Here is a 13,930-nt window from a genome sequence, read left to right on the forward strand (position 1 = left end):
TTTCCAACCTCAACCGTTAATGCAAGTTTTCAAATTTCCCATAAGGGTAAACAAGGTCTGCAAAAACTGTGTGCGCAGGGCAGGATCCACCCGTGGTTGACGCGATGGTGATCGCATGGGCGGTGGCAAACGCAGGCAATTTATGGCGAATATGCTAAGTGTCATCTGTCGATACGCAATGGGTTGAGAATATGGCAGAGCCTCGAAAAACCGGGCTGATAACCCGCAGGAGGATGTTCTTTGGTGGCGCGGCGGCGGTGGCTGCCGGTTTTGCAATCCGGGAATACCGGCTGATTCCGCCTGCCTATGCGGGCGGCAAGCTGAGCGTAGTGCAGGCGCATGACAAGGCGGCGCGCGATGACATCGTGCTGATCGATATCCGCCGCCCCGATGAATGGGCGCGGACGGGCATCGGCAAGGGTGCACATCCGATCGACATGCGGCGCGAGGATTTCATCGCCGCGCTCAGGTCGGTTGCCGGGCCCGACACCGACCAACCCATCGCGCTGATCTGCGCGCGCGGTGTGCGCTCGGCCAATTTGAGCCTGCAACTGACCGAGGCGGGCTTTACCAATATCATCGACGTGCCCGGTGGCATGCTGGGCTCGCGCAATGCCACTGGGTGGCTCGACGCGGATCTGCCTGTTTTGGCGTTTAAGGAGAATAATGGATGATCCGTTCACTATGTCTGGCCCTGGCAATGGCATTTGTGGCGCAGGGGGCGCAGGCCGGGTGCGCCGAACTGGAAGCCGCTTGTGAGATTGACACCGGGATCTATCACATCGAACTACCCGACATTCGCGAAGAGGGCATGCCCGCCGTCATTTTCCTGCATGGCTATGGAGGGTCGGGGCAGGGCGTGCTGAAAATGCGCGGCATGGTCGAGAGGTTCAAGGCGCGCGGCTATGCGGTGATCGCCCCAACCGGTGAGCCGCGCGGCGAAGACGGCCCCCTTAGCTGGGTTTTCTACCCGGGCTGGGAGGGGCGAGACGAACCGGAATTCCTCAAGGCTGTGCAGGCCGATGCAAGCGCACGGTTCGGGGTTGATCCCGAACGGACGATCCTGTCGGGTTTTTCGGGCGGTGCCTTCATGGTCAGCTATCTGGCTTGCGCCACGCCTGACGCATTCGCCGCCTATGCTCCGGTGTCCGGCGGGTTCTGGCGGCCCCATCCCGAAAGCTGCGCCGGCCCAGTGCGCCTGTTCCAGACCCATGGATGGACCGACCCGGTGGTGCCGCTGGAAGGGCGGCAATTTGGCGGTGGGCGCTTCATTCAGGGCGATATTTTCGCGGGACTGGAGATCTGGCGCACGGCCAATGAATGCGTCGACAACAAGCCTGACGGGTTTTCCGAAACCGGCCAGTTCATGCGCCGCAAATGGACCCGCTGCGCTGAGGACAGCGCACTGGAATTTGCGCTGTTTCCAGGTGGTCATCAGGTCCCACAGGGCTGGGCGGATATGGTCGTCAATTGGGCTGAGGGATTGCCGGGAAGCTGAGAGCTTGCGCGCACTGAGCAGTGGTGCCCGTGGTGCTTGCCAATCATAATCAATCTTCGCGTGCTTAGAGCGAAACACGGGGCCGTCTGATCATGACAAGGGAGGTATCGTTCCGAACACTACTCGCTACATTTGTCGGCTTTGAGCCCATAGTGACAGCCTTCGGCCTTGCAGCTAACGTCTGCATTGAAGAAGATTCTCTTTCGGAAGGCTTCGCAATTGGCAAAGCAAGCGATCATCCCCAAGAACATGACCAGCCTTTATCAAGACTGGAAGATGGCACCAGGTTCTGAAGTTGATGGTTTCGTCTTCCTGACCGGGTTCAATGGAACAGGTCTCGACGGGGTAACCTCATCAGAGGCTGCAACGCAGATCAACACAGCCTTTGATCAGGTTTTCAGCGTCCTGGATGAAGGTGCCATGGATGCCCGCCACGTCATAGAGGTGACGAGCTATCATATTGGACTGAGGGCGCACCTAGAAACGTTCAAGACGATTTGGACAGAAAGGATGTGTGAGCCATACCCAGCTTGGACAGCTATAGAGGTTGCAGGTTTTGCTTCCGAGGGTGTCGTCGTGGAATTGCGAGTGGTCGCACATAGATAGGCGGCTGATGCTGGGGTCGTGTCTACTTTTGTGCTGCGATGACCACGATCTCGATAAGCGTTACATCGTCACCTAGATCAGCGCCGACACAGGCCCGTTGTGGCCAGTTATCGCGAGGACCAATCCATTCACACCAGACCTCATCCATCTCGGTCTTCATAGACATATCGCTCAAATACACAGTCACCTGGAGGAGCGCGTCTTTCCCACTGTGTACTTCCGCAAGTTTCGTATCCAGAAACGCTAAACTGTTCAGCGTTTGTTTCTTGATGCCGTCAGCAGCGTCCGGGTCGTAAGCAACGGCAAAGGCAAGGCCGTTGAAGGAAGCGGCATCGCTACGGCCTGCAGCGCGGCTGGGTACCCTATCAATGTTCAATCTGCATCCTTTCGAATTGATGCGTTCAAGATATTTTGCAGCAGCATTCCAATGCGGACGTTAACACGCGGACAAGGAACGGAAACAAAGTCCGCAATGCCGGCGTCCAACTCGACCAATCACTCAGCCGGGGTCACCGCGCCCTTGCCGTCCAGCAGGGATTTCAATTCGCTGCGATAGGTGCGGGCAGTGCGGGTGATTGCCGGTTCGCGAAAATCTTCACGCATACCCAGCAGACGCCGTGCCGCCCCGGCACTGACGCCGCTCAGGGCCGACAGCGGAACCGCCAGTGTCAGGCTCAGCGCAATGGGGATCAGCCAGGCCGAAACCACGCCTGCAATAATACCGGCCGTCAGCATCAACCCGCTCACGGTTTCCAGCGCGTGACAGATCAGCAGTGTACGCAAGCCATAGCTGCCGCCGTCGCGAGCCTGGGGCGACCAGCCCTTCTGCACGCCGAACAGGCTGCGGAACACTGCGATCATCTGCTGCACCATCAGGATCGGCGCATAAAGGATCGACAGGCAGATCTCGGACAGGAAGGACAGGCTGAACCGCCCACCTCCGCCGAACTCGCGATAACGCGCGCCGGTCAGTGGCAGCGCCGCTGCGCCCAGCAGTTTCGGGGCCAGCAGCATGGCGTACATCAGCACAATGATCAGGGCGTGGCGCGCCTCGGTCATTTCGGGCCATTGCGGGAACATCGGGTTGTCGGGGCTGAAATAATGCAGAACGCTGGCATCCTCACCCCGACCGATCAGGGCCCACATCACCAGCAGGGCGAACCAGATCGGTGACAGCAGATAGCCGATCGCGCCATGGAACATGTGAAAGCGAGAGATTGAGCGGAAGCCCTTCGAGCCCAGCAGGTTCAGGTGCTGCAGGTTGCCCTGACACCAGCGCCGGTCGCGCTGAACATGGTCGATCAGCGTTGGCGGAGTTTCCTCGTACGACCCGCGGATGCGCGGCAGGAACCGCACGCTCCAGCCCGCGCGCCGCAGCAAGCCCGCCTCGACGAAGTCATGGCTCATGATCAGTTGTTCACGACCGGTCAGCGAGCGCAGATGCGGCAGGCCTGCACAATTGGCAAAAGCTTGTGTGCGGATGATCGCGTTGTGGCCCCAGTAATTGCCTTCCTCGCCGCACCAGCGCGCTAACCCTTCTGCAAAGGCGGCGCCATAGACGCCATTGGCAAACTGCTGGACGCGGGCAAAGACCGATTGCGCGCCGATCAGCTGCGGAAAGCTCTGCACCAGCCCGGCAGAAGGATCGCGCGCCAGCGCATCGGTCAGCCGTGCGATGGCGCGGCCAGTCATCAGGCTATCGGCATCCAGCACCAGCATCGCGTTCCAATCGGCACCCCAATTGCTGATCCAGTCCGAGATATTGCCCACCTTGCGATCAGTATTCTGCACGCGGCGGCGGTAATAGAGGTCCAGATCGGGAGCAAGCGTGGTGCGCAGTGCCTCGATACTGGCCTGTTCCTGTGCGGCGATCGCGTCATTACGGGTGTCGGACAAGATGAACATGGCATAGTGATGCGCGCCGCCGCGCGCCTTGAGTTCTTCCAGCATAGTGCGGGCATTGCCCAGCACATACCACGGCACCTCGTTAAAGACCGGCATCAACAGCGCCACGCGCAGCGGCTGCGGGCGTTCGCGGATGCGCTGGGGTACGCGGCGCGACAGCGAGACCAGCCCAAGCAGCACGGTGCTGACCGTGAAGGTGATCCAGAAGAAATTGAACGAGATCAAGCCCAGCAGGATGCCTTCGACCAGTGAGACGCCCTCATCGGCGAACCATTCCTGCATCACCCAGACCAGCCCCAGCGTAGCCGCCAGCGCCGGGGTGAAGGCCAAAAAGCGCCACAGCCATGCCGAACCCGCATCGGTAGCTTTGCGCGGGGCATCGGCGTCATGAAAGCGCGCGCCGAAATCCTGAACCGGCATTTTCAGTTCGGCCCGGGAGGGCATGATATGCAGGTCCTGAATCATGTGGTCCACCGGTACAGCCACACCTCGGAGGCGGGCTTGCCGTCGCGGCGCAGCTGCGCGCGCAGTTCCACATGGTCGCGATCGGCGGGCTCGAACCCGAAGGCCAGCCGCAGCCCACCGGTGTCGGGGTTGCGCTGCAAGACACCATCGGTGACCTTAGCATGGGGCGAATAGGTGATGACGTCGATCTCGTCGAAGTCATCCAGCAGAGGGGTGCTTTCGAAATCGATCACGGCCAGACGGCCCTCGCCAAAGGTATTGTCGCCCATCGCGGTGTTAAGTACGCGGGGCAGGGAAGTGCGGTGCGGCTCGTGCCCCCAAGTCAGGCGATAGGCTATGTCGACCTGTTCGCCCGCCGCAAACGGGGTCGCGGGGCGCCAGTAGGCGACGATATTGTCGTAGATTTCCTGATCTGCCGGGATTTCGACCAGGGTCACCGTGCCCTTACCCCAATCGCCTTTCGGTTCGACCCAGAGGCCAGGGCGGCGGTGGTAATGCGCCTCGAGATCGGCGAAATCCGAGAAGGTACGGGACCGCTGCATCAGACCGAAGCCGCGCGGGTTGCGGTCGACAAAGGACGAGATCTGCAGCCGGGTCGGGTTAGCCAGCGGCCGCCAGATCACTTCGCCTGCGCCATTTTCGATCATCAGCCCGTCGCTGTCATGTACGGCGGGGCGGAAATCGTCGAAGCGGGTGTGGTTGGTCTGATCGAACAGGAACATTGAGGTCAGCGGGCCGATGCCCACATGGTCCAACTCTTCGCGGCCAAAGAGCGTTGCCTCGACCTCCATCACGCAATCCTCGCCGGGCGTGATGTCAAAGCGATAGGCGCCAGTCACGCTGGGGCTGTCCATCAAGGCGTGCACGACCATGTTGCGCTGACTCGGCGTGGGACGTTCCAGCCAGAACCGGGTGAATTCGGGGAATTCCTCGCCATCCGGCTCGCCGGTGTTCAGCGCCAGACCGCGGGCGGACAGGCCATAGGCCTCGTCCAGACCGATGGCGCGGAAATAGCTGGCACCCTGGAAGACGCAGAACTCATCGGTCAGGCCGGGGCGGTGCATCTCGGTGCGTAGGCGCAAGCCGGAAAAGCCCAGTGTTTCATCCGATGGCAGGTCTGGCACATCTTTGGATGTGTTGAACATCGACAGATCGAAGCCGACCGGCGTCGCAACACCATCCTCGACCGACAGGATCTGAACCGAGCGCGGGAAGTAGAGGCCCGGCGCGAAGAAATCGATATTGAAGGGCGTGGGCGTGTCGCGCCAGAGACCCCGCTCCAGGTTGAACCGGATCGAGCGGTATTGCTCATAGGTCAGGTTCTGCCACGGCTGCGGAACCGCGTCGCGCATCGCATAGGGACGGCTGGCCAGATCCCGGGCCTGAGCGATCACCGTCGTGCGATCAAAAGACACGCCTGAACCGGTGGCTAACCCCATGGCAGGCGCCAGCGCAAAGGCCGAAGTTGTGGTCAGAAAGGCGCGGCGGGTCAGGGTCATGTCTTGGACTTCCAGGGGTGCGATTTGAACCAGGCGGCCACATAGGCCACTCCGATTAACATTGCAAAACCAATGAGGTTAGCGGCTGTTACGCTGGCAAAGTTCCGCCCAGCGATGTCAAGAAAAACGCCGATCAGGCGGGCCGCGGCCATCGAGAACACAAAGACCGCAAGCGATTGCTGGCCGACCTTGGTAATCCATGTCAGCATCACCCGCCAGATCTGCGCCAGCACTCCGCTGCCGGATGCCACCAACCGCTGCCCCTTGTCACCCGCCACGACCCAGCCCAGATATGCCAGCGCCAGGAAATGCATGTAGCGGAACAGGCCGAAATCGGTCTTGTCGCGGAATTCCTTGGTCAGTGGCCAGACGTCGCGAATTGCGTCTCCGACCTGTCCGTTCCAGGCATCGACCCAGAGAAAGACCTTCCACGACCCGAACGGTGCGGACAGAACCAGAAACAGCGCGCTGATCCAGATCAGCGCTTTCGAGATTGGCGGGGCCGGAATCCAACCCCGCATGAAGGCAAACCCGGTGAAGAACAGCAATTGCCAGCCAAACGGGTTGAAGAACCATTGCCGGTCCGACCAGGGTTCAGCGGGCAGCGCCAGCGCGCCGGTCTGTGCCACGACCCAGATACCGACCGAGGTTAGCGCCGCCGCCCAGAAGCTAATCCGGTGCAGCGCCAAGAACAGCGGCATCATCGCCAGCACCACCAGATACATCGGCAGGATGTCGAAATAGTTCGGCACATAGCTGAGAGTGAACAGCCCCACCAGTTGCGAGGCCGGGTCGCGGAAGAAGTGTTGCAAGTTCAATGCGCTGACGTAACTCTTTTCAAACGCACCGGAATTGTCCAACGCGGCCATCGACATCGCCACAAAAAGGAACAATGCGATGTGCGCCCAGTAGACCTGCCAGATGCGAAAACTCACCCGCGCGGTGCCCATCCACCAGCCCTTGTTCAGGAACGCGCCGCCAAAGGCGATGGCCGAAGCCATGCCCGAGCAAAACACGAAGATCTCGGTCGCGTCCGAGAATCCGAACCGGGCCGGTATCCATCGGGCCCAGGGATCGCCGGGAATATGGGCGACAAGAATGATGAACATCGCGATGCCGCGATAGAAATCCAGCCGGGGATCGCGGGTGCGCACGGGAGTTTCCGCGCGGTCCCGGACCATCGCAAAATCGGAAGCGGGCGAAATCGTCGCCATACTGCTTGGGTCCTTCCAGGTCGTTATTCGGCGGGCACGCTTTGCGCGTCTACGCCGCCGCGCCCGGCCGCGATCAATGCGCGACGGGCCAGGGCATAATTGTCTTCACCGCCCGCACGCTTGGCCTGCCGGTCGTCGAGGATGCGTTCCACGGCGTCCAACCGCCCGGCGCGCAGTCCGGAATCGATGGTGAGGCGTTCAAACACATCCCGCTGCGCATGTGAACCGCCCGCCATGTGCATTTTGTCGCGGGCCGCCAACAGGTTATTGAAGGCTTCGCCATAGCGGCCTTCACCAAAGGCACACAGTCCGCTGGCCGCGGCCAGCCCCGGATCGGCCATTCGGCGGGTGACATCGCAATCACTGCGCTGAGCGTCCGCGTGAATGCGGGCCAGCATGCGAGCGCTGGCGTCGCCGCGCTCGGTGCCGGTCAGGGCCAGCAGGTAATGCAGATCGGCAAAGACAAGGCAACCATCTTCGGTTCGCGCGGCGCTCAGATCGGCCAGCTCGTCCCAGCGGTTGCCGACATCGACGCCGTCCAGCTCCAGCCGCATCAGCAGCGAGGTGGCGTTCGAGATATCGCGGTAATCGTCGGTTCGGTCCTTGCGGATCTCGGCGTCATAAAGCTCCATCACCCGGTCCACCTGACCCAGGTCGAGATGCATCAGCGCCTTGTGCCACCACACGTGATAGCGGAAATTGTTGCAATGTGCCCAGGCGGCCTCGCGCCCTGACAGCCATTCCAGCCCGGTTTTGGCATTGCCCGTCATGTCATGCACATGCGCCACCGCGTGCAGACCCCAGGCATCGTCGGATACCATCCACAGCGCCTGACGCCCGGCGATCTCGGCCTTTTCATAGGCGCCGGTTTCTTCCAGCGAAAACGCGTGGCAGCCCAGCAGGTACCCACGTCCGGCATGGTCTGGGGCATAAGCGGGCATCACCCGTTCGATGGAACGGCGCATTCCTTGGGAATCGCCCAGCACAAAGCGGCACGCATGGCTGAGCTTCATCGCCAGTGTATCGTCGGGGTGGTCGCGCAGCGCAGCCTCATAGGTTTGCACCGCTTCGGTTAGGTTGCCGGTCAACCACAGGCGCAGAGCCGCGACATATTTCTGTTCGCGCAGTGTGATCGTGCCGTGCCTGGCGGCATCTTCGGCCAGTTCCAGCGCCTCGTTGGCGGCGGGGACCAATTCGCGCCGCCCAAGCAGCGACAGGAACATCCCTTTGACCGCATGACCCAGCGCAAAATCGGGCTCCAGCGTCAGCACTTTGGCAAGATGATCGGGCGTCACCGCGGCATGCGCCAGAAAGCCGAGCAGGACACCGTCCCATGCCTCGGCGCTGTCTGCGCGTGTGAGGCTGTTCATCTGTCCAAAAACGTCTTGTTTCATGCCGGGGTCCACTCTGTAATTTTTCGTAAGGCTGCCATTGCCTTAGCAAACTCTATTCAAGGCCAGTAACAGTATCGACCTTGCTCGCGAATTGGTGAAACGACGTGTTCGGAAAACGCGAAAAAATCCGCCGATGGGGCGGCATGTTTCAGCCGAACGCTTGCAAAACAGGCAATCTGTTTCAGCCGTCGAAGGGCGTATCGCTGTCCAGAACCTGATCCGTATCCGCGTCAAAGACCGGCGGGGCGCGGCGATAGGTGACCGGTGTTCGGGAAAACTTCAGTGGATTGCCGATCAGCTCGACAGGGCCGGGATCTGCCTGCAATGACAACCGCATGTCGCGCGCCGCCACCTGATCGGTTGCAAACACCTGATCGAGCGTCTGTACCGGACCGACCGGAACCTTGACTGCTTCCAGCCCGGTGATGACCTCTGTGGTGCTGCGCTGGTGCAGTGCCGGGCGCAACACGGCGTTCAGCGCCTCGCGATGATCCAGGCGCTGGGGATTGGTGGCGAAACGTGCGTCGTTGGGCAGGTCTGGACGGTCGATAAATGCGCAGAACCGCCGGAACTGGGAATCGTTTCCCACCGCCAGGATCACATGACCGTCGGCAGTCTCATAGACCTCATATGGGACGATGTTGGGATGCCCGTTTCCCCGCCGTTGCGGCGTTTCGCCTGTGGTCAGGTAATTCACGCCCTCGTTGATCAGCCAGGCGATCTGCGAATCCACCAGCGCGATGTCGATCTGCTGGCCTTCTCCGGTGCGTTCCTTGTGGCGCAAGGCGGCCAGAATACCCACCGTGGCATACATCCCGCACATCACGTCCGCGATTCCGACGCCCACTTTCATCGGGCTGCCATCGGTATCGCCGGTCAGCGACATGATCCCGCCATAGCCCTGCGCCATCAGATCATAGCCGGGCTTCGAGGCGTGCGGGCCGGTTTGCCCGAAACCCGATATGGAACAGTAGACAAGCCCCGGAAGCTCATGCGACAGGCTGGCGTAGTCCAGCCCATATTTTGCCAACCCACCGGGCTTGAAATTCTCGATTAGGATGTCGGCCTCGGCCGCCAGCCGCCTGATGGTGGCCTGCCCCTCAGGAGTGGTGATATCGACCGCCACAGATTTCTTGTTGCGGTTTGCAGCCATGAAATAGGCGCTGAGATCGCTGGGATTGCCGTCGGCATCCTCGGCATAGGGCGGACCCCATTGGCGCGTGTCGTCGCCGCCGGTCGCGGGGTTTTCGATCTTGAGCACGCTGGCCCCCAGATCGCCCAGCAATTGCGTGCAGGTCGGCCCGGCCAGAATGCGGCTGAGGTCCAGAACTTTGACGCCGCTCAATGCGCCTTCAGATACGGCCATCATAACCCTCGCGTTCAATCTCGGCGGCGATCACGGTGAACCGGTCGGCGCTTTGTGCGGCCTCTAGAGCTGCACGCAGTTCTGCGCGGTTTCGGACGCTATGACCATTGCCGCCAAAGGCGCGCCCGATGGCGGCAAAGTCGTGACGGTCGAAATCCACGCCACGGTTCGTCATTTGCCGACCCCGCTGTTTCAGTTCGATCAGCGCGAGGCTGGCATCCACGAAGACCAGAAAGATCGGGTTGCCGCCCAGTTCTGCGGCGGTCGAGAGTTCTCCGGCAACCATCAGAAATCCGGCATCGCCCGAGAAGCTGATGACGGGCCGTTCAGGCGCGGCCAGTTTCAGCCCGATCGCCATCGGCACCGCGCAGCCCATGGTGCACAGCGCCGAAGACTGGATCAGCCCGCGCGGCTCGGAACAGCCCCACATCTGGCTGAGCAGGATACGATGCGCGCCGCTATCGGCGGTAGCTAGCGTGGTATCTGGCATCACCTCGCGGGTCTCGGCGATCACTGCCGCCGGGCCCCAGTCGTCGTGGGCGGGAAAGGCTACGGCCAGCGCCCGACGCGTGTCATCGGGCGCACCGTCGGTCCATGTCGGGCGGGCCGGGATGCCCTTGGCCAGACCTTCGAGCGTGGCGGTGGTATCGGCCACAAGGTTCACCCCGGCCTGATGCATGTAGTGGTCGTTTGGTACCGCCACGATATCGATGACATTTTGCGTGGCAGGGTCCCAGATCTCGCGCCAGCCGGGGCGCATCTCGATGGGGTCATACCCGATACAGAGCACCAGATCCGCGCGCTCGACCAACTGCACCAGATGGCTGTCGGCCAAGGGCGACAGGCCCGCGCCACCCAGACACAGCGGATGGTCCTCTGGGATCACGCCCTTGGCCTTGTAGGTGGTCACGAATGGAATGCCGAAATGTTCCAGAAAGGCGCGGAGCACGCAGGCCGATCCGTCATAGAGCACATCCAGCCCGATGATCGCGATGGGCCGATCACTTGCGGCCAGCCATTTGCGCGCTTGCTCCATCTCGGTGCCGCAGGGGGCCACCGGGGCTGCGGGGGCAAGACGGCGCAGGCGAGGGGGCGTGACCTGCGCATCAGCAACCGAGATTGGCACGTCGATATGGATCGGCCCGCAGCGTGGTTGCGTCGCCAGCGACACCGCCTTGTCGGCCACGATGTCGGCGCCCTTGGCAGTCAACCGGAAGGTGCCTTTGGTGATCGGGCGGAACACCTCTTGGTGGTCCATCACCTGATGGGTATAGGTCAGTGCCTCATCGGCATCGACGCACCCCGTAAGCACGATCATCGGCACCCGGTCCTGCTGCGCGTTGGCGACCACGTTGATCCCGTTCATCGCACCGGGACCCAGCGTGGCAACCAGGATCGCGGGCGCCCCGTCGCGGTGATGCACTGCTTCGGCCATGAAGCCTGCTGCATTCTCGTGCTTGGCCAGATGGAAGGTGATCCCGGCCTTCTCCAGGGCATCGACCAGCGTCAGCACCTCGCCACCCGGCATCCCGAACGCGTGACGGCATCCCGCCTCGTACAGCCTGCGGGCCAGAAGGTCAGCGGCGCGAATCGGGTGTTCCTGCATCAAAGGGTCTCCGAACAAACGTTGAGCGGAGATTGCGCGTTGCGCGGCGAGAGGCAAGTGGAATCACGTCACTGTGAGGACGCGACAGATTTGGCGATGGTGTCAAATCGGGTGTCGAGATCCTGCGCAATGGCCTGCAATTCGGTGCCACCATCGGTGTAGGGCGCAAAGACGAAGGAGGGGGTTTTGTAAGACAGCGTGGCAGTCCCATCGGCATTCTCGGTCACATAGAACCGGATCGGTGCTTCGATCATCGCAGCGGTCGAGAGCTCCAGCACCCGCACCGCGAAGTCATTGTTGAACACGCCGATGACGCGATTGCCCGGTATGGTGATCCCACGCGCGGCGGCGGCCTTGGTCGGCCCGGCCTGCGTCACCACAATCAGCCCGTTTTGTTTCACCGCAGCTTTCAGGTCGTTGACGAGTTGGTCATGGGATTTGCCGGTCGGCAGAACGGTCCACCCTTCGCGCGCAGACATATCATCTGCATGGGTCATTGTGGCGGTCAGCAGGGCAACAAAAAGAGAAGCGATTCTGAGCATGGCATCCTCCGAGGTCCACGGGTCCTTGATGCCATGTCGCGCGGACGAGTGGCATCACTTTTCCGTGGACCGAGCCGTGCGATCAGCCCGCGCACCTGCGCAGGAGATAGATATCCATGATCCAACCATGCTCGGTGCGGGCAGCGGCGCGTGTGTCAATGATCCGCTGACTGACCTCTTGCAGGGGGCCATGGATCAGGATCTGCTCCTTCATCCCGACAAACGCGCCCCACCAGATGTCATAGAGCGCGGGGTCGAGCGACTGAAACGAACACTCGCCATCCAGCATCACGGCAACCGAGGTGACAGGGTCGGGCCAGCCCTCGTCGCGGATGCGCCGCCCGGTGGTGACAATATAGGGCGCGCCAAGCTCGTTGATCGGGATCGCGTGGGCAGCGGTCAGCGCCTGAAGGGCGGTAATGCCGGGTATGACCCGGATCGTCGGTTTCGGGTCCAGCCGGTCTGCGATGCGCAGCGAACTGTCATAGAGCGACGGATCGCCCCAGATCAGCAGGGCAACGCGGCGTGCATCAGGATGCTCTGCGATCGCCTCCTGCCAGCGCCCCGCGATGGCGTCGTGCCACTCTTCCACGCCTTGCAGGTAACCATCGTCGGCGTGGCGTTTGGGGATGTCGAAATGGACAAGCGGCGGCGGACTGTCACTCAGATCGGTAATGATCTGTTCGCGCAGACCGGCCAGATCCTCTTTGCCGCTGCCTTTATGAGGTATCAGGATCAGGTCCGCGTCGCGAATCGCGCGCGCGCCCTCGCGGGTCACGTGATCGGGGTTGCCGGTGCCGATGCCGATCAGAAGAAGCTCTTGCATAAAAAACAATGGCTCCGACCCATTTCGAGCCGGAGCCATCCTTTGCACGTTAGATCAGATCAGGCCGCGTGATAAAGGCGGGAGGTGACCAGACCGGACTCCTTCAGACCCTTCAGCGACTTGGCGCCCGCCAGAACGGCAAGATCGAAGATCGGCTCGACCAGAACCACCAGCATGTAGGCCAGCCCAAAGCTGCCAACGGCGGCCATGTTCTCGGCGCCGAAACCCTGACCGTAAAAGGCCCAGAAGGCGACCCAGGCGATTACGCCGCCCTGATAGGCCGCCGACAGTTTCAGCACGTCCGCATAGCCCAGATCGACATAAGCGATGTCTCGCGGCAGCGCACGCTTGGCCAGCGCATGGATACCGAAGAGCGGCACCAGCAGGGTGGTGAGGTTCACGAAATACATCGGCACGTCACTGGGTGCGAACAGTAGGCCCTGAATCGCCAGACCAGCGGCCAGACCGACCGCAGCGGGTGCGGTGCCCAGAATCAGCAGCAGCGTGGTACCCAGAATGAAGTGAACCTCGGAAATGCCGACCGGGAAATGCGGCAGCACCTCGAAGAAGATGAAGACGCTCAGAGTGGCAGCGATGGAGCGCGCGATGAACGAAGTCGCGGCGCGCTCTTTCAGATCGTCTGCGATCAGTTTCAGAGAATACCCAGCGGCAGCGGCTGCTGTTCCGTAGGCGAAAACCATTTTTGCGCCATGCACGACGCCCGGTTCGATATGCATGTATAGTCTCCTTTCCGCCAACCCCGGCGAATACGTGCGCCGGTTGCCCGGCTGTTTCAATTCACGGCAGGTTTCCTGACTCACGGATCGTCACAAGCGAGGACCTTCCCGGCGTTATGCCAGTGGCGATTACCACGCTTGCTCCCCGATTACAGTTGCGGGGGCAGTCGGGGATTTGCACCCCGTTCCCTTTTTCCCGGACCTTGCGGCCCGAGCACCGTATCCGCACTCTTGTCTTGCCAACCCCATTTGCGTCAACCCTAAAAGCGGCA

General features: G+C 61.5%; 13 protein-coding genes and 1 riboswitch. Of the genes, 3 read left to right on the top strand and 10 right to left on the bottom strand.

The genetic code is table 11. The annotated features are described in order from the left end of the window. Positions 1-191: 191 nt before the first annotated feature. The 3 genes from AB1E33_RS15045 to AB1E33_RS15055 all read left to right on the top strand — a co-directional run bounded on the left by AB1E33_RS15045 (position 192) and on the right by AB1E33_RS15055 (position 2,104). Positions 192-674, top strand: a complete 483-nt coding sequence (locus AB1E33_RS15045; RefSeq protein ID WP_372578083.1) for a rhodanese-like domain-containing protein — start codon at positions 192-194, stop codon at positions 672-674. Next, a complete protein-coding gene (locus tag AB1E33_RS15050; protein WP_372578084.1) occupies positions 671-1,498 on the top strand; it encodes a CE1 family esterase in 828 nt (275 codons plus the stop codon). Before AB1E33_RS15045 ends, AB1E33_RS15050 begins: the two co-directional genes overlap by 4 nt. A 186-nt stretch (positions 1,499-1,684) precedes the next feature. Then, positions 1,685-2,104, top strand: a complete 420-nt coding sequence (locus AB1E33_RS15055) for a Rid family hydrolase (protein ID WP_372578085.1) — start codon at positions 1,685-1,687, stop codon at positions 2,102-2,104. A 22-nt stretch (positions 2,105-2,126) separates the two neighbouring features. Here AB1E33_RS15055 and AB1E33_RS15060 read toward each other — a convergent pair whose 3' ends face one another. The 10 genes from AB1E33_RS15060 to AB1E33_RS15105 form a co-directional block, all read right to left on the bottom strand. Next, positions 2,127-2,480, bottom strand: coding sequence for a Rid family hydrolase (locus tag AB1E33_RS15060; RefSeq protein WP_372578086.1), 354 nt, complete (start codon positions 2,478-2,480; stop codon positions 2,127-2,129). A 119-nt stretch (positions 2,481-2,599) separates the two neighbouring features. Then, positions 2,600-4,474 carry a glucans biosynthesis glucosyltransferase MdoH gene (mdoH, locus tag AB1E33_RS15065; RefSeq protein WP_372578087.1) on the bottom strand — a complete coding sequence of 625 codons (1,875 nt, stop codon included), beginning with the start codon at positions 4,472-4,474 and terminating at the stop codon, positions 2,600-2,602. Further along, a complete protein-coding gene (locus AB1E33_RS15070) occupies positions 4,471-5,973 on the bottom strand; it encodes an OpgD/OpgG family glucan biosynthesis protein (protein WP_372578088.1) in 1,503 nt (500 codons plus the stop codon). Before AB1E33_RS15070 ends, mdoH begins: the two co-directional genes overlap by 4 nt. Then, the gene (locus AB1E33_RS15075; RefSeq protein WP_372578089.1) at positions 5,970-7,187 is read right to left on the bottom strand and encodes an OpgC family protein; all 1,218 of its coding nucleotides are present in this window, start codon (positions 7,185-7,187) and stop codon (positions 5,970-5,972) included. Before AB1E33_RS15075 ends, AB1E33_RS15070 begins: the two co-directional genes overlap by 4 nt. Positions 7,188-7,210: 23 nt before the next feature. Then, positions 7,211-8,581 (bottom strand): tetratricopeptide repeat protein, encoded by a 1,371-nt coding sequence (locus tag AB1E33_RS15080; protein ID WP_372578090.1) that lies wholly within the window; start codon positions 8,579-8,581, stop codon positions 7,211-7,213. Positions 8,582-8,762: 181 nt separating this feature from the next. Further along, complete coding sequence (locus tag AB1E33_RS15085) at positions 8,763-9,947, bottom strand: CaiB/BaiF CoA transferase family protein (RefSeq protein ID WP_372578180.1); 1,185 nt, start codon at positions 9,945-9,947, stop codon at positions 8,763-8,765. After that, entirely contained in the window at positions 9,934-11,553 is a 1,620-nt protein-coding gene (locus AB1E33_RS15090; protein WP_372578091.1) for a thiamine pyrophosphate-binding protein, read from the bottom strand. The genes AB1E33_RS15085 and AB1E33_RS15090 overlap by 14 nt, the downstream gene beginning before the upstream one ends. Before the next feature lie 68 nt (positions 11,554-11,621). Further along, complete coding sequence (locus AB1E33_RS15095; protein ID WP_372578092.1) at positions 11,622-12,095, bottom strand: DUF302 domain-containing protein; 474 nt, start codon at positions 12,093-12,095, stop codon at positions 11,622-11,624. 82 nt (positions 12,096-12,177) lie between these two features. Continuing rightward, the gene (gene cobF, locus AB1E33_RS15100) at positions 12,178-12,921 is read right to left on the bottom strand and encodes a precorrin-6A synthase (deacetylating) (RefSeq protein ID WP_372578093.1); all 744 of its coding nucleotides are present in this window, start codon (positions 12,919-12,921) and stop codon (positions 12,178-12,180) included. Between the two features lie 59 nt (positions 12,922-12,980). Further along, on the bottom strand, positions 12,981-13,658 hold the full coding sequence (locus AB1E33_RS15105) for an energy-coupling factor ABC transporter permease (protein WP_372578094.1): 678 nt from the start codon (positions 13,656-13,658) through the stop codon (positions 12,981-12,983). A gap of 48 nt (positions 13,659-13,706) precedes the next feature. Continuing rightward, a riboswitch (cobalamin riboswitch) is annotated at positions 13,707-13,895 on the bottom strand. Positions 13,896-13,930 lie beyond the last annotated feature (35 nt).

Source organism: Ruegeria hyattellae (genome assembly GCF_041537925.1).
Classification (GTDB): Bacteria; Pseudomonadota; Alphaproteobacteria; order Rhodobacterales; family Rhodobacteraceae; genus Ruegeria_C.